The sequence below is a fragment of the Streptomyces sp. NPDC104814 genome (assembly GCF_055583185.1).
The window spans coordinates 562,116-582,045 of record NZ_JBVJOL010000002.1; the positions used below are offsets into that span (position 1 = coordinate 562,116).

Annotated in this window: 19 protein-coding genes; 10 read left to right on the forward strand and 9 right to left on the reverse strand. The window is 73.4% G+C overall.

The annotated features are described in order from the left end of the window. Nucleotides 1–12 precede the first annotated feature (12 nt). Both ACZ64A_RS11095 and ACZ64A_RS11100 read left to right on the forward strand, forming a co-directional pair. Complete coding sequence (locus ACZ64A_RS11095; protein WP_469810169.1) at nt 13–657, forward strand: spherulation-specific family 4 protein; 645 nt, start codon at nt 13–15, stop codon at nt 655–657. Then, the gene (locus ACZ64A_RS11100) at nt 654–1,469 is read left to right on the forward strand and encodes an endo alpha-1,4 polygalactosaminidase (protein ID WP_469809688.1); all 816 of its coding nucleotides are present in this window, start codon (nt 654–656) and stop codon (nt 1,467–1,469) included. Before ACZ64A_RS11095 ends, ACZ64A_RS11100 begins: the two co-directional genes overlap by 4 nt. Here the strand turns inward: ACZ64A_RS11100 and ACZ64A_RS11105 are convergent. Both ACZ64A_RS11105 and ACZ64A_RS11110 read right to left on the reverse strand, forming a co-directional pair. Beyond that, a complete protein-coding gene (locus ACZ64A_RS11105; protein ID WP_469809689.1) occupies nt 1,429–2,034 on the reverse strand; it encodes an RDD family protein in 606 nt (201 codons plus the stop codon). The two genes, ACZ64A_RS11100 and ACZ64A_RS11105, sit on opposite strands and share 41 nt — an antisense overlap. A gap of 45 nt (nt 2,035–2,079) precedes the next feature. Beyond that, complete coding sequence (locus tag ACZ64A_RS11110; protein ID WP_469809690.1) at nt 2,080–2,868, reverse strand: adenosylcobinamide-GDP ribazoletransferase; 789 nt, start codon at nt 2,866–2,868, stop codon at nt 2,080–2,082. 70 nt (nt 2,869–2,938) lie between these two features. Here ACZ64A_RS11110 and ACZ64A_RS11115 point away from each other — a divergent pair, with 70 nt between their 5' ends. Beyond that, entirely contained in the window at nt 2,939–3,703 is a 765-nt protein-coding gene (locus ACZ64A_RS11115; RefSeq protein WP_469809691.1) for a hypothetical protein, read from the forward strand. Here ACZ64A_RS11115 and ACZ64A_RS11120 read toward each other — a convergent pair. The 3 genes from ACZ64A_RS11120 to cobT all read right to left on the reverse strand — a co-directional run bounded on the left by ACZ64A_RS11120 (nt 3,601) and on the right by cobT (nt 7,367). After that, on the reverse strand, nt 3,601–4,347 hold the full coding sequence (locus ACZ64A_RS11120; RefSeq protein WP_469809692.1) for a hypothetical protein: 747 nt from the start codon (nt 4,345–4,347) through the stop codon (nt 3,601–3,603). The genes ACZ64A_RS11115 and ACZ64A_RS11120 overlap by 103 nt on opposite strands. Then, nucleotides 4,344–6,080 (reverse strand): phosphatidylglycerol lysyltransferase domain-containing protein, encoded by a 1,737-nt coding sequence (locus ACZ64A_RS11125; RefSeq protein ID WP_469809693.1) that lies wholly within the window; start codon nt 6,078–6,080, stop codon nt 4,344–4,346. Before ACZ64A_RS11125 ends, ACZ64A_RS11120 begins: the two co-directional genes overlap by 4 nt. A 63-nt stretch (nt 6,081–6,143) precedes the next feature. Next, complete coding sequence (gene cobT, locus ACZ64A_RS11130) at nt 6,144–7,367, reverse strand: nicotinate-nucleotide--dimethylbenzimidazole phosphoribosyltransferase (protein ID WP_469809695.1); 1,224 nt, start codon at nt 7,365–7,367, stop codon at nt 6,144–6,146. Nucleotides 7,368–7,499: 132 nt separating this feature from the next. Here cobT and ACZ64A_RS11135 point away from each other — a divergent pair, with 132 nt between their 5' ends. Then, nucleotides 7,500–8,093 carry a class I SAM-dependent methyltransferase gene (locus ACZ64A_RS11135; RefSeq protein ID WP_469809697.1) on the forward strand — a complete coding sequence of 198 codons (594 nt, stop codon included), beginning with the start codon at nt 7,500–7,502 and terminating at the stop codon, nt 8,091–8,093. A 63-nt stretch (nt 8,094–8,156) separates the two neighbouring features. On the opposite strand, the gene ACZ64A_RS11140 is transcribed toward ACZ64A_RS11135, so the two are convergent. Beyond that, on the reverse strand, nt 8,157–9,365 hold the full coding sequence (locus ACZ64A_RS11140) for a bifunctional adenosylcobinamide kinase/adenosylcobinamide-phosphate guanylyltransferase (protein ID WP_469809699.1): 1,209 nt from the start codon (nt 9,363–9,365) through the stop codon (nt 8,157–8,159). 345 nt (nt 9,366–9,710) lie between these two features. On the opposite strand from ACZ64A_RS11140, the gene ACZ64A_RS11145 reads away from it, so the two are divergent. Then, nucleotides 9,711–9,923, forward strand: a complete 213-nt coding sequence (locus tag ACZ64A_RS11145) for a hypothetical protein (protein ID WP_469809700.1) — start codon at nt 9,711–9,713, stop codon at nt 9,921–9,923. A gap of 46 nt (nt 9,924–9,969) precedes the next feature. Here ACZ64A_RS11145 and ACZ64A_RS11150 read toward each other — a convergent pair whose 3' ends face one another. The 3 genes from ACZ64A_RS11150 to ACZ64A_RS11160 all read right to left on the reverse strand — a co-directional run bounded on the left by ACZ64A_RS11150 (nt 9,970) and on the right by ACZ64A_RS11160 (nt 13,025). Then, nucleotides 9,970–11,052 (reverse strand): S1C family serine protease, encoded by a 1,083-nt coding sequence (locus tag ACZ64A_RS11150; RefSeq protein ID WP_469809702.1) that lies wholly within the window; start codon nt 11,050–11,052, stop codon nt 9,970–9,972. A gap of 558 nt (nt 11,053–11,610) precedes the next feature. After that, nucleotides 11,611–12,312, reverse strand: a complete 702-nt coding sequence (locus ACZ64A_RS11155; RefSeq protein ID WP_469809703.1) for a class I SAM-dependent methyltransferase — start codon at nt 12,310–12,312, stop codon at nt 11,611–11,613. Nucleotides 12,313–12,395: 83 nt separating this feature from the next. Next, nucleotides 12,396–13,025 carry a DUF3043 domain-containing protein gene (locus ACZ64A_RS11160; protein ID WP_469809704.1) on the reverse strand — a complete coding sequence of 210 codons (630 nt, stop codon included), beginning with the start codon at nt 13,023–13,025 and terminating at the stop codon, nt 12,396–12,398. Between the two features lie 258 nt (nt 13,026–13,283). Here ACZ64A_RS11160 and ACZ64A_RS11165 point away from each other — a divergent pair, with 258 nt between their 5' ends. From ACZ64A_RS11165 to ACZ64A_RS11185, 5 genes are all read left to right on the forward strand, one after another. After that, nucleotides 13,284–14,069 carry a PspA/IM30 family protein gene (locus ACZ64A_RS11165; RefSeq protein ID WP_469809705.1) on the forward strand — a complete coding sequence of 262 codons (786 nt, stop codon included), beginning with the start codon at nt 13,284–13,286 and terminating at the stop codon, nt 14,067–14,069. A gap of 36 nt (nt 14,070–14,105) precedes the next feature. Further along, nucleotides 14,106–14,384, forward strand: coding sequence for a PspA-associated protein PspAA (gene pspAA / locus ACZ64A_RS11170; protein ID WP_469810171.1), 279 nt, complete (start codon nt 14,106–14,108; stop codon nt 14,382–14,384). A gap of 61 nt (nt 14,385–14,445) precedes the next feature. Further along, on the forward strand, nt 14,446–15,672 hold the full coding sequence (locus ACZ64A_RS11175; protein WP_469809706.1) for a sensor histidine kinase: 1,227 nt from the start codon (nt 14,446–14,448) through the stop codon (nt 15,670–15,672). 282 nt (nt 15,673–15,954) lie between these two features. Further along, on the forward strand, nt 15,955–16,650 hold the full coding sequence (locus ACZ64A_RS11180) for a response regulator (protein ID WP_469809707.1): 696 nt from the start codon (nt 15,955–15,957) through the stop codon (nt 16,648–16,650). A gap of 163 nt (nt 16,651–16,813) precedes the next feature. Further along, on the forward strand, nt 16,814–19,927 hold the full coding sequence (locus ACZ64A_RS11185) for an efflux RND transporter permease subunit (RefSeq protein WP_469809708.1): 3,114 nt from the start codon (nt 16,814–16,816) through the stop codon (nt 19,925–19,927). The last annotated feature ends 3 nt before the right edge of the window (nt 19,928–19,930 follow it).

Genomic DNA, 19,930 nt, shown 5'->3' on the forward strand with positions numbered 1-19,930 from the left:
ACGACGACACCGATGACCGGCCTGCTGGTCCCGTACTACGAGCACCCGTCGGTCCGCCCCGCCGAATGGGAGGCGATCGTCGCCGCCGCGCCCCGGCTGTACGGCGTGGTGCTCAACCCGGCGAGCGGTCCCGGCACCGTCCCCGACCCGGCGTTCGCCGAGGTCGCCGCACGGCTGCGGGCGGCCGGGGTGCGGGTGCTCGGCTACGCCGACACCGGCTACGCCCTGCGGCCGCCCGACGAGGTGGCGGTGGACCTCGCCCGCCACCGCGACTGGTACGGCGCCGACGGCGCCTTCCTCGACCAGGTGTCCGCCGGCCCGCACGCCCTCGCGCACTACCGGGGCCTGTCCGCCACCGCGTGGCGCGCCGGCTGCGGCACGCTGGTCCTCAACCACGGCACGTCCCCGCACCCCTCCTACGCCCGGATCGCCGACGTCCTGGTGACGTTCGAGGGCACCTGGCAGACCTACCGCGACCTGCCCGCGCAGCCGCCCTTCGACGGGGTGCTCACGTGCCACCTGGTGCACGGGGTGCCGCCTGGCGCCGGCTGCGCGGCCCTCGCCCGGGCCCGCGGCGCGGCCCTGCACTGCGCGGTGCCGGGCAGTGGGGATCCTCCTTGGGGTACGTTGCCGCACACCCTGGAGCCCGCCCGGTGAAACGCCCGATCCTGCTCGTCGTGGCGCTGCTGGCGCTGCTGGCGCTGCTGGCGGCGGGCTGCACGTCCGCCTCGGACGACAGACCCGCCGAGCCCGACCGCCCGTCCGGGCACGCACGCTGGCAGCCGCGGCCGGGCACCGCCTGGCAATGGCAGCTCAGCGGCCGTCTGGACACCTCCGTCGACGTCCCGGTGTACGACATCGACGGCTTCGACCACTCCCGGGCGACCGTGGCCGCGCTGCACCGCGCGGGCCGCAAGGTCATCTGCTATCTGTCCACCGGTGCCTGGGAGGACTGGCGGCCGGACGCCGAGAAGTTCCCCGCGTCCGTGCTCGGCAGGGGCAACGGCTGGGACGGCGAGCGCTGGCTCGACGTCCGCCGCACGGACACGCTGGAGCCGTTGATGGCAGCCCGCCTCGACCTGTGCCGGGACAAGGGCTTCGACGCGGTCGAGCCGGACAACATGGACGGCTACGCCAACGTGACCGGCTTCCCGCTCACGGCAGCCGACCAGCTGCGCTACAACCGGCTGATCGCGCGCCTGGCCCACGAGCGGGGCCTGGCCGTCGGCCTGAAGAACGACCTGGACCAGATCCCGGAGCTGGTGGGCGACTTCGACTTCGCGGTGAACGAACAGTGCGCCCAGTACGGCGAGTGCGCGCGGCTGACCCCCTTCGTACGGGCCGGCAAGGCGGTCTTCCACGTCGAGTACGAGCTGCCGACGAGCCGGTTCTGCGCGGCCTCGCAACGCCTCGGGCTGAGTTCGATGCTCAAGAAGTACGAGCTGGGGGCGTGGCGCCGGCCCTGCTGAGACCCAGTCCCGTCACCGCCGTCCCCGCGATCCGGTCGGCCAGCGAGCGGCGGCCGGGGAAGAACACCGGCACCGCGTTGACCAGGAACAGCACCACCGCCAGCGCCCACACCAGGAACGACAGCGCGAAGTGGCCCTCGATCAGCAGCACACAGGCCACCGCGTACACGGCGACGTCGGCGGCCGTGGTGACGGCGGCGCGCAGCGCTGCCCGGCGCGGCGCGGCCTGCGCCACCCGCAGGCCGAGCAGGCCCTTGCCGACGGTGCGGCCGAGCAGGGCGAGGCAGGCCCACTGATAGGCGAAGGTGACGAGCACCAGCACCGCGAAGGCCTGCTCCACGTACAGCACCACCTTGTGCCACAGGGACGACCCGAGGTGCTCGGAGGCGCCGAGCACGTCGCCGCGCGAGGTCACGAGGTCCAGGCCGCCGCGGGTGGCCAGTTCGGGCACGTCGGTGACGAGCGCGGATATCCGGTGGAAGGTGAGCACCGCGAGCGCCGACGCCGCCGCGACGACGAGCGCGAAGTCGATGAACCAGGCCACGGCACGGCGCAGCTTGGGCATGACGGTCCCCCGATTCGATCATGTGTCCGTGTACGGCGGAAGAGATTACCGACCCAGGCAGAACACCAGCAGGGCGACCGTGCCCGCGGTCTCCGCCAGCGCGCCGAACACGTCACCCGTGACCCCGCCGAAGCGGCGCACGCAGTGCCGCAGCAGGAGTTCGGCGGCGGCGAGCGCGAGCAGTACCGCGAGGGCGGCGCGCAGCGCGTCGTACCCGCCGAGGAGGGCGCCGCCCGCCGCGGCGGCGGCGGTGACCAGCGCCGCGGCGAGCAGCGCCCCGCCCGTCGGGACGACCCCCGCCACGGCGGCACCGAGCCCCTCGGGCCGGGCGGCCGGCACCCCGGGACGGGCCGCCAGCGTCAGCGCCAGCCGGGCGGTGGCCGCCGAGACGAGTACGGCGAGGGCGCCCCGGCCCCACGAGCCGCCGTAGAGCTGGGCGAGCGCCGCGACCTGCGCGAGCAGCACGAAGACCAGGGCCAGCACACCGAACGGCCCGATGTCCGACTGCTTCATGATCCGCAGCGCGTCCTCGGCCGGCTTGCCGCTGCCCAGCCCGTCCGCGGTGTCGGCGAGCCCGTCGAGATGCAGCCCCCGGGTCAGTACGGCGGGTACGGCGGCCGCGGCGACGCAGGCGAGGGGCGCGCCCGCGCCCAGGGCGAGCAGGGCGAGCGCGCAGCCGGCGGCCAGGGCGCCGACGACGAGGCCGGTGACGGGCGCGGCCAGCATGCCGCCGCGCGCGGCTCCTCGGTCCCAGCGGGTGACGGTGACCGGCAGGACGGTGAGCGTGCCGAAGGCGAACCGCAGGCCGTCGACGGGGGAGGGGGTCGTGGACACCGGCGCAGGGTATCCGGGGGACGCCCGGGCACGGACGGCGGCCGGGAACGAGCGCGACTAAAGTGCGGATATGGGGCATTGGTGGATGCGTAACATCGTGGAGCCGGGCAAGCTTCCCCTGCTCCTCGCCCTGTCCGCCTTCGTGCTGACCTTTCTGATCACCCGGCTCATCACCCGGCTGATCCGGGCCGGCAAGGGACCCTTCGGCAACGTCAAGGCCGGCGGGGTGCACGTCCACCACGTCGTCCCCGGCGTCGTCCTCACCGTCGTCGGAGGCTTCGGCGCGGTCGCCAGCGGGCGGCACGGCTTCGGCGCGGGACTATGCGCGGTCCTCTTCGGCATCGGCGCCGGGCTCGTCCTGGACGAGTTCGCGCTGATCCTGCACCTCGACGACGTCTACTGGAGCGAGGCGGGCCGCAAGAGCGTCGAGCTCGTCGTGTTCACCGCCGCACTGGTCGGCCTGGTCCTCGTCGGCTTCTCACCCTTCGGCGTGAACGACGTCAGCCAGGCGGAGCTGCAGAACCGCGGCGAGGCCATCGTGACGGTCGCGGTGAACTTCCTCTTCTCCCTGATCGCCCTCGTCAAGGGCAAGGGCCGCATGGCCGTCCTCGGCGTGATCGTCCCCTTCGTCGCCCTGATCGGCGCCGTACGGCTGGCCCGCCCCGGCTCGCTGTGGGCCAGGCGCTTCTACGGCCGCCGTCCCCGCGCCCGCGCGAAGGCCGAGCTGCGCGCCTACCGGCACGACCGCCGCTGGTCGCGGCCCCGCCGCGCCGTCCAGGACTGGCTCGGCGGGAAACCGGACCCCGAGCCGACCCGCGCCGTCGAACGCCGGTGACGCCGTCGCCACTGCGCCGCCGCGCACAGCAGCACCACGCCCGTGAGCGCGGCCAGGTGCTCCTTGCCGGCCAGGTTCTCCTTCACCAGCACCTCGGCGATCATCGCCAGCGTCACCGCGCCGGCCGTGACATGGGCCCCGTAGCGCCAGCACAGGTACACCGCGAGGCACACCACGGCCGCCGACGGGCCCGTGTCCACCACCTGGGCGTCGGAGGCGGGCAGCCCGAGCGGCGCGTGCGGACCGAGCCGGATGCCGAGGCGGGCGTAGAGCGTGCCGGCCAGCGTCGCGGCGTAGGCGATGCCGAGCGTCCGCCACCAGCCGAGGCACAGCTCCGCGATGCCGAACACCAGCAGGATCTGTGCCAGCGCACCCCACACGGGCAGGTCGAGCGCGGGCACGAACACCGACAGCGGGGTGCGCAGCAGCGCCAGCCACAGCGGGTCCTCGGCCCGCACCGCGCCGACCTCCTGCACGAACCCGAACCCCCAGGGCTGGTTCTGCACGATCTGCAGCACCGCCGTCAGACAGACCGCCGACAGCGTCATCGGAACCGCCCGCCCCCTGCGCTTCAGCAGCGGCTCGCGCACCGTGACGTACAGCAGCCCCCATTCGGCGCGGGCCCAGCGGGCGAGGTGCTTCATCTGCGGCTCTCCAGCTGTGTACGGTGCAACCACTTGGGCAGCCCCGGCGCCTCGAGAAACCCCTCCGCCCGCGCCGCGGCGATGCCGATGCGGGGCAGGTCCGCGCTCTTCTCGAAGAGCAGGAACCGGGGCTCCCAGATGGGCCGGTACTTCGCGTTGGCGCGGTAGAGCGACTCGATCTGCCACCACCGGGAGAAGAAGCTGAGCAGCGACCGCCACAGCCTCAGCACCGGCCCGGCGCCGAGGCGTGCGCCACGTTCGAAGACCGAGCGGAACATCGCGAAGTTGAGAGAGACCTGCGTGACGCCGATCTCGCGGGCCCGTCGCAGCAGTTCGATGACCATGAACTCCATCAGCCCGTTGTCGGAGTCCCGGTCCCGGCGCATCAGGTCGAGGGAGAGCCCCTTCGGCCCCCACGGCACGAAGGACAGCAGCGCCCGCAGCCGGCCCTCGGCGTCATGGCACTCCAGCATCACGCACCGGCCGTCGCCGCCGTCCCCGAGCCGCCCCAGCGCCATGCTGAAGCCCCGCTCGGTGGCGCCGTCCCGCCAGTCGTCGGCACGCCGCACCAGATACGTCATCTCGTCCGCCGGGATGTCCTCGTGCCGCCGGATCCGCACCGTGTAACCGGCCCGCCGTACCCGGTTGCAGGCCTGCCGGACCGTGCGCATGGCCCGGCCCTCCAGCGTGAACTCGGCGACCTCCACCACAGCCTCGTCGCCCAGCTCCAGCGCGTCCAGGCCGTGGCGCGCGTACACGGTTCCGGCCTCCTCGCTCGCCCCCATCACCGCCGGGATCCAGCCGTGCGCACGGGCCTGCGCCAGCCACGGCTCGATCGCCCCGGGCCACGCCTCCGGATCGCCGAGCGGGTCCCCGGACGCCAGCGACACCCCGCCGACCACCCGGTAGGCGACGGCCGCCTTGCCGGTCGGCGACCACACCACGCTCTTCTCGCGGCGCAGCGCGAAGTAGCCGAGCGAGTCCCGCTCCCCGTGCCGCTCCAGCAGGTCCCGCAGCCCCTTCTCGTCCTCGGCGGTGAGCGGGTCGACGGCCCGCCGGGAGCGGAACGCGGCGTACAGGACCGCGAGCACCAGGGCCGTGCTCAGCACGTTGACCGCCACGTCGACCCAGGTGGGCGTGGACAGACCGGGGAAGCGGGAGTCGTCGGCGGCGACCGACACCAGGTGCAGCGTGCCGTACCGCCAGCGCGAGGCGAACGTCGAACGGCTCGCGTCCGCGGCCTGGTTGGTGACCGTCACCAGCAGCGCCGCCAGCAGGGACGCGGCGAGCCCGCCACCGACGGCGACCACGGCGGCGAGCCGCGGGTTGGACCGGTCGCCCTTGGCGTAGAACTCACGCCGGCCCGCGAGCAGCGAGGCGACGAAGGCCGCGGTCAGGGCCAGAGACACCCAGTTCTGCGCGGAGCGCCTGATCTCCGGCAGCAGCACCGTGGCCAGGGCGAACAGCCCGAGGAACGCCCCGCCGAGCACCAGGTTCAAGATCCACGCGGCCCGTTTGCGCCGCCGCATGGTGACGGCCAGGAACGCGGTGAAGACTCCCGACGCGAACCCGGCCGTCAGCAGATAGGGCGTGAACAGGTTCTCCTGGTTGTGCCGCCGCACGTCCTGCCCGAGGGAGACCCACACCGCGCTCAGGAAGTTGACGAAGGCGACGGCACGCAGATACCAGACGGCGAAGGCGGCGGCCCGGCGCGCGATGCGGCTCTCTCCCATGACGCGGGATCATATGGCCGCGGTTGGGGTAAACCGCCCTATTTGGTCCGCCCGGGGTGGTCGCTACGCCTCGCCGGGTTCACCCGCCGCGTCGACGGTGTCGCCCAGGCCCCTGCCGCCCCCGCCGAGCGCGTCGCCCAGGCTCTTGCCGTCCGCGCCGAGCGTGTCGCTCAGCCTGTTGTCGTCCCCGCTGAGAGTGTCGGCCGGGCCCGTGCCGTCCTCGCCGTGCTCGGCGCTCTTGTCGTCCTTCTCCGGCAGCTCCGCCGCCAGGGCCGCCGCGGCCTGCACCAGCGGCAGCGCGAGCAGGGCGCCGGCGCCCTCGCCGACCCGCACCCCCTGGTCCAGCAGCGGCTCCAGCGCCATCCGGTCCAGCGCCTTGGCCTGCCCCGGCTCCCCGCCGCTGTGCCCGGCCAGCCACCAGTCCGGCGCCCGGAACGCGATCCGCTGCCCGACCAGCGCGCACGCCGCGCTCACCACACCGTCCAGGATCACCGGCAGCTTGCGCACCGCGCACTGGAGCAGGAAGCCCGTCATCGCGGTCAGGTCGGCGCCGCCCACGGCCGCCAGCAGCTGCAGCTGGTCGCCCAGCACCGGCCGGGCCCGGCGCAGCGCGTCCCGGATCGCCGCGCACTTGCGCATCCACGCCAGGTCGTCGATGGCCAGCCCGCCGCGTCCGGTCACCACCGACGCGTCGGTCCCGCACAGCGCCGCGATCAGCACCCCGGCGGCCGTGGTCCCGCCGACGCTGACGTCACCGAGCACGATCAGGTCCGTGCCGGAGTCGGCCTCCTCGTCGGCCACGGCGACCCCGGCCCGGAAGGCGGCCTCCGCCTCCTGGAGGGTGAGCGCGTCCTCGACGTCGATCCGCCCGCTGCCGCGCCGTACCCGGTGCCGTACGACGTCCGCGGGCAGCTCCTCCGGCGCGCAGTCCAGCGCCATGTCGACCACCCGCACCGGCACGCCGAGCCGCCGGGCCAGCACCGACACCGGCCGGACGCCCTCCAGCACGTCGCGCACCAGCGCGGTCGCGGTGCCGGCAGGGCGCGCCGAGACGTCCAGCGCGGCGATCCCGTGGTCACCGGCGAACAGCACCACACGGGGGTGTTCGACGGAACGCACCGGTACGACGCCCTGCGCCGCGGCCAGCCACTCGCCCAGTTCGTCCAGGCGCCCCAGCGCACCGGGCGGCACGATCTGTCGCTCGCGGCGGGCCTCCGCGTCGCGGCGCACCCCGCCGTCGGGGCGCTCGATGAGATCGGTGAAGTCGTCGAGATTAAGCGAGCTCATTCGCCGAACAGTACCGGCCCCGCTCGAACACGACCGCGCCACGCCGTGACCCCGCGGGCACGGCGTCGTTGCACCCCGGAAGGCGGTCCCGTACGTTCCGTTTTGCCACGGATTGTCGTCTGGGAGGCGCCGATGTCGACCGTTCCGCCCCTGCCGGCCGTTCCACCCATGCCGACCCTCCCGCCCACCCCGCCGGAGCCACCCGCACCGCGTGCGCAGTGCCCCTGGTGCGGCTCGGCGCTCCTGACCGGCCGGCGCCGCCTGCGCTCACTCGCCCGCCGTGTGGCGCGCCTCGTCGCGGAGCCCGAAAGCTGGCTCGACGTGGGCACCGGCGACGGCGCGTTCCCGGACGCGGCCCGGAAGTTCTTCCCGTACACCTCCTTCGACGGCGTCGACCCCGCCCCCGGTGTGCTGTGGGCCCGCGCGGCGGAACGCGTCGAGGAGGCCTACGTCGGCCCGCTCGCCGGCACCGGACTGAGCGAGCGCTACGACGTGGTCACCCTGCTCCACCACCTGGAACACAGCGCCGACCCGCGCCTCGAACTGACCGCCGCCCTCACCGCCCTGCGCCCCGGCGGCCACCTCGTCATCCGGCTCCACACCCGCAACAGCCCGTTCCACCCCGCCGACGTCCACACCGAACTGACGCACCGCGGCTGCACCCTGCTGACGAAGAGACCCCGCGGCTGGACACCGGCCTGCCGCGTCATCGCCCGCAAGAACTGACCCGCACGAAGCGACCCCGCAGGGACGGCCCCCGAGGGCAGACCCGCACGGGCCGGCCGCCCCTCACCCCCGCAGCATCAGCGCCTGCCCGGCCACCACCAGCACCACCTGTTCGCACTCACCGGCCACCGCCGCGTTCAGCCGTCCCAGCTCGTCCCGGTACCGCCGCCCCGACGCCGTGGCCGGCACCACGCCGGAGCCGACCTCGTTGGACACCAGCACGGCCGTCCGCCGCGCCTCGCGCACCGCCCGGGCCAGCGCCGTCACCCGCTCGCGCAGCGCCCGCTCGCCGCCACCGGCCCACACGTCGTCGTCCCACGCCCCGACCGAGTCCATCGTGTGCGCCAGCCACAGCGACAGACAGTCGATCAGCACCGGCGGCCCCTCCTGCGTCAGCAGCGGCTCCAGGTCGACCGTCTCCGCCGTGCGCCACGACCCCGGCCGCCGCTCCCGGTGCAGCGCCACCCGCGCCGCCCACTCCGCGTCCCCGTCGCGGGTCCCGCCCGTCGCCACGTACAGCACGTCCGGGAACGCCTCCAGACGCCGCTCGGCCTCCACCGACTTGCCCGACCGGGCCCCGCCCAGCACCAGGGTGCGCCGCGGTACGTCGGGCACGTCCTCGTACGCCCCGACCGTCAGCGTCGTCCCGTCCGGCACCGCCCGCGCGCCCGCCGCCGCGAGCCGCCGCGCCAGCTCGCCGCCCGGCGGCACGTCGTGGTCGAGGTGGACCGCGACGACGTCCGTGGTCGGCCCCACCGCGCCCACGGCCCGCAGGCGCGCCAGCGCGTCCGGCCGCCCCACGACATCCGCCAGCACCAGGTCGTACGGCGCCGGCCGACCGGACCCCGCCTCCAGCCCGGCCGGTGCGCAGCCCGGCGGCAGATACAGCAGCCGCTGCCCCTCGGGACCGGTCACCGCGTAGCCCGTGCCCGGCGCGTCCATCGCCAGCGCCCGCACCCGGTGCCCCGTCAGCAGCGCCAGCTCCCGCCCGTCGGGCACCCGCCCGGGCTGCGGCAGCCCGGCCGGCACCTCCACCGGCGGCCCGTCGTGCGGATGCGACAGCAGCACCTGCCGTACGGCGCCCAGCGAATGCCCGGCCCGGGCCGCCGCGAACGCCGCCCCCGGGGTGAGGTCCAGCAGCAGGGTCCCGTCGACCAGCGCAGCGGTCGCCGCCCGCGCGTCGCCGCCGAGCGAGGCCGCGCAGGTGGCGCAGGGACAGTCGGGGCGGGGCAGTCCCGCGGGGGCACCGGTGCCGAGCAGAGTCACGTCCACGTCATGATTTTCTCCGGTCGTCGCCCGGTGTGCGTGACGGCATGCCCCAGGAGGGCGGACCCGGCGCGCCAGACGGCCCCGCCGCGCGCGCGAAAGCGGCCACCGCGCTCCGCGTCCCGGCCGATCACCCGCGGTCTCCCGGCCGTCTCCCGACGCCCCCTTGGCCGTCTCCCGGGGCCTCTCCCGGCCGTCTCGTGGCGATCCCTCGGCGGTCTCGTGGCGATCTCCCGGCGGTCTCTCGGCGGTCTCTTGGCGGCTCACCCAGCGGAGCGAATACGCTGCGGGCTGGAGCCGGACCAAGATCCGGCGTCCGCCGGAGCAGGTACTCACACCCGGGAGGCGTACATGGCGGCATGGACGTGGCGGTTCGAGAAGGCCGACGGGACGGAGGTCCAGCCCGCGGTGCAGCCGGAGGAGTTCACCACGCAAGGGGACGCCGAGTCCTGGATCGGGGAGAACTGGAAGGCCCTCGCGGAGGGCGGCGCGGACCAGGTGCGGCTGTTCGAGGACGACACGGAGATCTACGGCCCGATGAGCCTGCACGCGGACGAGTCGTAGGACAGCCGGTGTCCGGGGGCGGGCGGAACCGTCCCCGGGCGCCGTCTCACTGCTCGCCGAGCGTCACTTCCACCGTCTTCCGGCTGCCGCCGCGCGTGTACGTCACCGTCGTCTTCTGACCGGGCTTGTCCGAGGCCAGCGCCTCCGCAAGCGAGGTGATGGTGGTGATCTGGGTACCGCCCACCTCGGTGATCACGTCCCCGGCCTGCAGGCCCGCCTTGTCGGCGGCGCCGCCGCTCTTGACGTCGACGACGACGACCCCGGCGGGCTGGTAGTTGTCGTCGAGGAACGTACGGGCCGTGATGCCCAGGGCCGCGCGGCCCGAGTCGGTCACCTTGCCGCTGCTGACGATCTGGCCCGCGATCGTCTTCACCATCGACGCGGGGATGGCGAAGCCGATGCCGGGCGCCGAACTGCCGCCGAGCTGCGGGTCGGTGGCGGCAAGCGTCGGGATGCCGACGACCTGCCCGTCCAGGTTGACCAGCGCGCCGCCGCTGTTGCCGGGGTTGATCGCCGCCGACGTCTGCACCATGTTGGCGATGGTGGCGCCCGTCCCCCCGCCGCTGCTGCCCTCGGTGACGGTCCGTCCGGTCGCCGAGACGATGCCCTGCGTCACGCTGGACGACAGACCGAGCGGCGATCCCATGGCGAGCACGATCTGCCCCACCTCCACCTTGGCCGAGTCGCCGAACGTCGCGGCCCGCAGCCCGGCCGGCACCTTGTCCAGTTTGACGACGGCGAGGTCCTGCTGCGGGTAGGAGTAGACCAGGGTCGCGGTGAGCGGTGTGCCGCTGTTCGCCGTCGTGACCTTGAAGGTCTTCTCGTCGCCGACGACGTGCGCGTTGGTGACGATGTGTCCCTTGTCGTCGTAGACCACACCGGAGCCGAGGTCGTTGCTCGCCTGGATCTGCACGACCGACGGCAGGACCTCCCGGATCACCCTCAGGTAGTCGGACTGGAGGTCGCTGCCCGCCCGGACGGGAGCGGCGGGCTGCGCGGCCTGCGTCGTCGCGCTCTCCTTCTCGCCCGTCGAACCGGCGCCGGAGCACCCGGACAACAGGACGGCCCCGCCCACACAGACGGCCAGGGCGAACCGGAGACGGGCGACAGCGGCACGGGAAACGTCCATGGCCCGAGTCTCACGCCCGGGCGGCCCCCCGGCCCGCGCAGCTCACCCGAACGAGCGAGCCCGAAACGGCGCGGCCGCGCGTGGGCCGCCGGGATTCCGCCGCCCCCGGCCCACGGCCTCCGGGCGACCCGCAGGGCGGGCCGGCGACCGTCGCACGCGGCCGGCTCGCTCGCCCGGCGCCGGAGGGAGGGTGGCGACGGCACACGCGCGTGCGGCTCACCCGCCCGGCCGCCGGCGACCCGCCGGGCCCCGGTGACCGGCGCACGCGGGTGCGCCTCACGCGCCCGGAGTCGGAGAAGGCAGGGGTCGTGGCGACTGGCACACGCGTGTACGGCTCACCCACCGCCGGCGACCCGCGGGGGTCGTGGTGACTGGCACGCGCGTCTACGGCTCGCCCACCCGCCGGTGACCCGCGGGGCCCCGGCCTCTGGCGCACGCGGGTGCGGGGCGCTGGTCCGGCCGCCGGCGACCCGCAGTGGCCCGTGGCGTCGGGCGGGCGCGGGTGTCGGCCGCGTACAACCGACCCGCAGCGGCCCGTGCGTCGGGCCGCCGTGGGTGTCAGCCGCGGACCCCGCACAGGTGCAGCAGTGCCGCGACGCCCCGGTAGGGGTCCGTGCGGCCGGCCTTCTCCTCGACCGTCAGCAGGGTGTCGAGGTCGGCGGGCGCCTCGGCGCCGTCCGCCGCCGTGTCGGTGAAGACCCGCACGCCGTACCAGCTGTGCAGAGGCGCGCCGATCCCGGCGAGGGTGGCCGTCAGCGTCGCCAGCCGGTCGGCGCGTACGTCCATGCCGAGACGGTTGCGGTAGGCGGTGGTGTCGAACGCGGTCAGCGCCCCGGCCCAGTCGCCGGACAGGCCGGGCCGCATCGCCAGCGCGTCGCCGTTGCGCACCAGCAGCGACAGCAGCCCGCCCGGGGCGAGCATCCGGGCCAGCCCCGCGAGGAGCGGGTCGGGCTCCTCGACGTACATCAGCACACCGTGGCACAGCACCACGTCGAAGCTGCCCGGCAGGAAGTGCACGCCGGTGTCCCGGCCGTCCCCCTCGATGATCCGCATCCGCTCCCGGATGCCCTCCGGCTCGCCGGCGAGCACCTCACGAGCCGTGGCGATCATCGTGCGGTCCTGCTCCAGACCGGTCACCTTGTGCCCGGCCCGGGCCAGCCGCAGCGCCTGCGTGCCCTGGCCCATCCCCACGTCGAGCACCCGCAGCCGCTGCCCGACCGGGAAGCGCCCGGCTATCTGCTCGTCCAGCTGCCGTGCCACCAGCTCCTGGCGGACGACGTCCCGCAGCCCGCCCAGCTTGCTCAGCCAGGCCTCGGCCGCGCCCCCGGTGAACGGTGTCGTGCTCAGGGCCGCTCTCCGCGCTTGACCTGCGGCTTGGGCAGCCGGAGCCGGCGCATCTGCAGCGAGCGCATCAGGGCGTAGGCCACCGCGCCGCGCTTGGGCGTGTCGGGGAAGCGCTCGGCGAGGCGCTTCTTCAGGCGGAACGCCGAGACGATCGAGTCGAGCACGATCAGCACGATCACGACCAGCCACAGCAGCAGCGCGATGCTCTGCAGCGAGCCCACCCGGACCATGCTCAGCACGAGGATGACCACGGCCATCGGGAGGAAGAACTCCGCGATGTTGAACCGCGAGTCGATGAAGTCGCGCGCGAAGCGGCGCACCGGGCCCTTGTCCCGGGCGGGCAGATAGCGCTCGTCACCGCTGGCCAGCGCCTGGCGCTGGCGCTCCATCGCGACGCGGCGCTCGTCGCGCTGCCGCTTGGCGGCCTCCTTGCGATTCGTCGGCGTGGTGGCGACGCTGCGGCGCTGGGAACGGGCCTCACTCCGCTTGGGAGTGGGCCTGCCCTTCGGGGCCTGCGGGTCGCGGGGCTGCTTGGAGAGGTCTACCGCCGCCTGGTCGGCGCCGGGGACCTTCTCTTCCTTGGCACGGCTACGGAACACAAAAACCAAGGGTAAGGGCATGACGGGCATGGACCCCAGCCCGCTGGGGAACGATCCCGCAACACCAGACGTCTGTACAAGGACAGAAGGGGCACCGTGGGACGCCGCGGTCGGGGTCCGCTCTCCTCCCTCCGCCGGAGCGCTGTCCACCGCAGTCGTCCTTGGGGATGAGCGCATCAGTCCCCGAACAGTGCGTCAATGGAGGCAGGGCCCGTACTGTGGGTCTTGTCGCAGAGCTGGAGCCTTAAGTCCGTCAGAAGGGGGCGCGCGAAGCCCATGAGCGGTGTCATGAAGCGTATGGGGATGATCTTCCGCGCGAAGGCGAACAAGGCCCTTGACCGGGCCGAGGACCCGCGCGAGACCCTCGATTACTCGTACCAGAAGCAGCTGGAGCTGCTCCAGAAGGTCCGCCGCGGCGTCGCGGACGTGGCCACCTCCCGCAAGCGTCTGGAGCTCCAGCTGAACCAGCTGCAGCAGCAGTCCACCAAGCTGGAGGACCAGGGCCGCAAGGCGCTCGCCCTGGGCCGCGAGGACCTCGCCCGCGAGGCGCTGTCCCGCAAGGCCGCCCTCCAGCAGCAGGTGACGGACCTCGAGACGCAGCACGCGACCCTCCAGGGCGAGGAGGAGAAGCTCACCCTGGCGGCCCAGCGGCTGCAGGCCAAGGTCGACGCCTTCCGCACCAAGAAGGAGACCATCAAGGCCACCTACACCGCCGCCCAGGCCCAGACCCGCATCGGCGAGGCGTTCTCCGGCATCTCCGAGGAGATGGGCGACGTCGGCCTGGCCATCCAGCGGGCCGAGGACAAGACCGCTCAGCTGCAGGCCCGCGCCGGCGCGCTGGACGAGCTGCTGGCCTCCGGCGCCCTGGACGACCCGTCCGGGATGCACAAGGACGACCTCCAGGCCGAGCTGGACCGGCTCTCGGGTGGTACGGATGTAGAGCTGGAGCTGCAGCGCATGAAGGCCGAGCTGGCCGGCGGCACGTCCGCGGACCGGCAGGCCCTCGAGGGCGGCAACGGCCAGGCGCAGCCCCAGCAGCAGCCGCAGAACACCCCGCGCTTCGACAAGCAGTAGGCGAGCGCCGAGAGCCCGGAGGGCGACATGGCCGACATGATCGTACGGATCATGGGGGAGGGGCAGGTGAGGCTGGCGGACAGCCACCTCACCGAACTCAACAAGCTGGACGACGAACTCCTGGCCGAGATGGAGAAGGGCGACGGCCCCGGCTTCCGCCGCACCCTGACGGCCCTGCTGACCAAGGTGCGCGATCTCGGCACACCGCTGCCCGACGACTCCCTGGAGCCGTCCGACCTGATCCTCCCCGCGGCCGAGGCCACGCTGGATGAGGTCCGTGAGCTGCTCAGCGACGACGGGCTGATCCCCGGCTGACGACGACCGGTCACGGCGTCCCGCTGCCGCCCGGCACCGGGACGCCGTACCGTACTCAGGCGTGAGCACCCCCCGTACCCTCGACCGCGCCCGCTGCCGGCTCAAGGCGCACCCCGCGGCGTTCGACGCGGCGCTGGCCGCCGGGGTGCTGCTCTGCATGGTCGCCGGCTCCTTCGTGGACCCGCACGGCGAGAACGGCGTGACCTGGGGCGTCCGCAGCCCCGACCCGCTCAGCCTCCTGCTCATGACGATCGGCGCGGCGGCGCTGGTGGCCCGGCGCCGGGCCCCGCTGAGGGTCCTCCTGGTCACGGGCACGGTCGCGGTCGTCGAATGCGTCACCAGCGATCCGCGCGCCCCCGTCGCGATGTCCGCCGTGGTCGCCCTCTACACGGTGGCCGCGACGACCGACCGCCCCACGACCTGGCGGGTCGGCCTGCTGACGATGACCGTCCTCACCGGCGCCGCGATGCTCGCCGGCCCGCTGCCCTGGTACGCGCAGGAGAACCTCGGCATCTTCGCCTGGACCGGTATGGCCGCGGCCGCCGGGGACGCGGTCCGCAGCCGGCACGCCTTCGTGCACGCGATCCGCGAACGGGCCGAACGCGCCGAACGCACCCGTGAGGAGGAGGCCCGGCGCCGCGTCGCCGAGGAACGCCTGCGCATCGCCCGTGACCTGCACGACGTGGTCGCCCACCACATCGCCCTGGTCAACGTGCAGGCCGGAGTCGCCGCGCATGTCATGGACAAACGCCCCGACCAGGCCAAGGAAGCCCTGGCCCACGTCCGTGAGGCCAGCCGCAGCGCGCTGAACGAACTGCGTGCCACGGTTGGCCTGCTCCGGCAGTCCGGCGACCCCGAGGCCCCCACCGAGCCGGCGCCCGGCCTGGACCGCCTCGACGAACTCGCCGGCACGTTCCGCAACGCGGGCCTGCACGTGGAGGTGGTCCGGGCGGACCAGGACACCACCGTGCCGGCCGCCGTCGGCCTGGCCGCCTACCGGATCATCCAGGAGGCGCTCACCAATGTGCACAAACACGCGGGCACCGGGGCGAAGGCCGAGGTCAGCGTGGTGCGGGTGGGCCCCCGCATCGAGATCACGGTCCTCGACGACGGCGCGGGCAACGAGGCGCCGGCGCCCGCCCCCGGCGGCGGCCACGGCCTCCTGGGCATGCGCGAACGCACGACGGCCCTGGGCGGCACGCTGACGGCTACGCCTCGGTACGGAGGGGGGTTCCGGGTCCACGCGACGCTGCCGCTGAACCCTCCGGGGGTGTCTGGTCCGGAGTGAGCCCGTGTCCCGCGCGCCGTTCGCCTGCGGCGGGCTGTGCGGGTGGGGCCCCGTGGGGGCCGGTTCGCCTGCGGCGGGCGGGTGGTGCCCCGTCGGGGCCGGTTCGCCTGCGGCGGCCTGTGCGGGTGGGTCGTGGCTGGTCGCGCAGTTCCCCGCGCCCCTGGGTGTGCTGCGGTCAGGCAAGTGAACACGTTCCGCACTCCCACTCCGCGCCCCTGGGCGTGCTGCGGTCGGGCAGGTGGACACGCCCCCCACTCCCGTCTCCGTGAAATCCTGGCCCCCATGACCACCCCCATCCGTGTTCTCCTCGCCGACGACCAGGCCCTGTTGCGCAGTGCCTTTCGGGTGCTCGTCGACTCCGAGCCCGACATGGAGGTCGTCGGTGAGGCCTCCGACGGTGCCGAAGCCGTCACCCTCGCCAAGGAGCACCGCGCCGACGTCGTCCTCATGGACATCCGCATGCCCGGCACCGACGGCCTCGCCGCCACCCGTCTGATCAGCGCCGACCCCGACCTGGCCGGCGTCCGCGTCGTGATCCTCACGACCTTCGAGGTCGACGACTACGTCGTGCAGTCGCTGCGCGCCGGAGCCTCCGGCTTCCTCGGCAAGGGCTCCGAACCCGAAGAACTCCTCAACGCCATCCGCGTCGCCGCCGCCGGCGAGGCCCTGCTCTCCCCGGCCGCCACCCGCGGTCTCATCGCCCGCTTCCTCGCCCAGAGCGTTCCCGGGGACGGCGACGGCGACCGCGACCCGGCCCGCGCCGACCGCCTCGCCGCGCTCACCGTCCGCGAGCGCGAGGTGCTGGTACAGGTCGCCGGCGGCCACTCCAACGACGAGATCGCCGAACGCCTCGAGGTCAGTCCGCTCACCGTGAAGACGCACGTCAACCGGGCCATGGCCAAGCTCGGCGCCCGTGACCGCGCCCAGCTCGTGGTGATCGCCTACGAGTCCGGCCTGGTCCGTCCGAGGGTGGAGTGACCTCAACCCGGCCGTACTGCACTCGGAGTATGCCCCGCATAAGGAAACGGGACCTGCGGCCTACGGGAAGAGCACCCGGCATGCCACAAGGTGAGAGGGCCACGCTTCTGCCGCTCGCAGAAGCCACCGCTTCTGCCGCTCACAGAAGGAAGACCCTGACGCCATGTCCTGGCTGTCCCGATTCAGCCTGGCACAACGTGCCCTGATAGGCCTGATATCCCTCATCGCGCTCGTGTTCGGCGCGATCGCCATCCCGCAGCTGAAACAGCAGCTCCTGCCCACCATCGAACTGCCGATGGTCTCCATCGTCGCTCCCTACCAGGGCGCCTCCCCGGACGTCGTCGAGAAGCAGGTCGTCGAGCCGATCGAGGACCGCCTCGACGCCGTCGACGGCATCACCGGCGTCACCTCCAAGGCCGGCGAGGGCAACGCCGTGATCATGGCGTCCTTCGACTACGGCAACGACACCAAGCGGATCGTCGCCGACGTCCAGCAGGCCGTGAACCGCGCCCGCGTCCAGCTCCCGGACGCCGTCGACCCGCAGGTCGTGGCCGGCTCCACCGACGACATGCCGACCGTCGTCCTCGCCGTCACCTCCGGCAAGGACCAGCAGGCCCTCGCCGACCAGCTCGACAAGACCGTCGTCCCGGCGCTGAAGGACATCGACGGCGTCGGCCAGGTCACCGTCAGCGGCGTACGCGATCTCCGGGTCGCCGTCACCCCGGACGACGCCGAGCTGGCCGCGGCGGGCCTGACCGTGCAGTCCCTCGCCCAGGCCCTCCAGGCGGGCGGCGCGACGCTGCCGGCCGGTGCCTTCGACGAGGGCGGCCACAACCGCACCGTCCAGGTCGGCGGCGGCTTCACCTCCCTGGAGCAGATCCAGAACCTGACGATCCCCGCCCGGGACGGTCACCGGCCGGTCCGGCTCGCCGACGTGGCGACGGTGAAGCAGCAGGAGGCCCCGGCGGACTCCATCACCCGCACCGACGGCAAGCCCAGCCTCGCCGTGATGGCCACCATGGACCACGACGGCAGCGCGGTGGCGATCTCCGACGCGGTCAACGACAAGCTCCCGGACCTGCGCAAGGACCTCGGCAAGGACGCGACGATCACCGTCGTCAGCGACCAGGGCCCGGCGGTGTCCAAGTCGATCTCCGGCCTGACCACCGAGGGCGCGCTCGGGCTGCTCTTCGCCGTCCTGGTGATCCTGGTCTTCCTGGCGTCGATCCGCTCCACCCTGGTCACCGCGGTCAGCATCCCGCTCTCGGTGGTCCTGGCGCTGATCGTGCTGTGGACGCGTGACCTCTCCCTGAACATGCTCACCCTGGGCGCGCTGACCATCGCCATCGGCCGGGTCGTCGACGACTCGATCGTGGTCCTGGAGAACATCAAGCGCCACCTCGGCTACGGCGAGGAGCGCCAGGAGGCGATCCTGACCGCGGTGCGCGAGGTCGCGGGTGCGGTCACCTCCTCCACCCTCACCACGGTCGCCGTGTTCCTGCCGATCGGCCTGGTCGGCGGCATGGTGGGCGCCTTGTTCGGCTCGTTCAGCATCACCGTGACGGCGGCCCTGCTGGCCTCCCTCGTGGTCTCGCTGACGGTCGTGCCGGTGCTGTCGTTCTGGTTCCTGCGCGCCCCGAAGGGCACGCCCGAGGACGCCGAGGAGGCCCGCCGCAAGGCCGAGGAGAAGGAGGCGAACAGCCGCCTCCAGCGCTTCTACGTCCCCGTCCTGCGCTTCGCCACCCGCCGCCGCCTCACCAGCGTGCTCATCGCGGTCGTCGTCCTCGTCGCCACCTTCGGCATGGCGCCGCTGCTGAAGACGAACTTCTTCGACTCCGGCGACCAGAAGGTCCTCACCCTCAAGCAGAAGCTCCGGCCGGGCACCAGCCTGGCCGCGACCGACGCGCAGGCGAAGAAGGTCGAGCACCTGCTGGCCTCCACCGAGGGCGTCAAGGACTACCAGGTCACCATCGGCTCCTCCGGCTTCATGGCGGCCTTCGGCGGCGGCACCGACAGCAACCAGGCCTCGTACCAGGTGATGCTGAAGGACTCCGCGACGTACGACGACGTGCAGGAGCGCATCGAAGCCGGTCTGAAGAAGCTCGACGGCATCGGCTCGACCACCGTGTCCGCCGGCGACGGCTTCGGCAGCCAGGACCTCAGCGTGGTCGTGAAGGCCGCCGACGCCGGTGTCCTGCGCACCGCCGCCGAGCAGGTCCGCAAGACCGTCGCCTCGCTGGACGACGTCACGGACGTCACCAGCGACCTCTCGCAGAGCGTGCCGCGCATCTCGGTGAAGGCGAACGCCAAGGCGGCCGCGGCCGGCTTCGACGACCAGAGCCTGGGCGCGGCGGTCGGGCAGGCCGTGCGCGGCACGCCGGCCGCCAAGGCGATCCTCGACGACACCGAGCGGGACGTCGTCATCACCTCCGCCAAGCCGGCGAAGACCCTCGCCGAGCTGCGGAACCTGCGCCTCGGCCCGGTGAAGCTCGGTGACATCGCCGATGTGAAGCTGGTGGACGGGCCCGTCTCCATGACCCGTATCGACGGGCAGCGCGCGGCGACCGTCACCGCCAAGCCGACCGCCGACAACACCGGCGCGGTCAGCGCGGACCTCCAGTCGAAGATCAAGGCGCTGAAGCTCCCGGCGGGGGCGACGGCCGAGATCGGCGGCGTCACGCAGGACCAGGACGACGCCTTCAAGAACCTCGGCCTGGCCATGCTCGCGGCGATCGCGATCGTCTTCATGCTGCTGGTCGCGACGTTCCGTTCGCTGGCCCAGCCGCTGATCCTGCTGGTGTCCATCCCGTTCGCGGCGACGGGCGCGCTCGGTCTGCTGGTCGCCACCGGCACCCCGATGGGCGTCCCCGCGATGATCGGCATGCTGATGCTGATCGGCATCGTGGTGACGAACGCGATCGTCCTGATCGACCTGATCAACCAGTACCGCGGCCAGGGTCACGGCGTTGTCGAGGCCGTGATCGAGGGCGGCCGCCACCGCCTGCGTCCCATCCTGATGACGGCACTGGCGACGATCTTCGCCCTGCTCCCGATGGCCCTCGGCGTCACCGGCGAGGGCGGCTTCATCGCCCAGCCGCTCGCCGTGGTCGTCATCGGCGGCCTGATCACCTCCACCCTGCTGACCCTCCTCCTCGTCCCGACGCTCTACGCGATGCTGGAACTGCGCAAGGAGCGCCGCGCGAAGAAGCGGGAGGCCAAGCGGGAGGCGAAGCCCGCGGGGAAGCCGGAGGAGAAGCCGGCACCGGCCGGGGTCTGACCC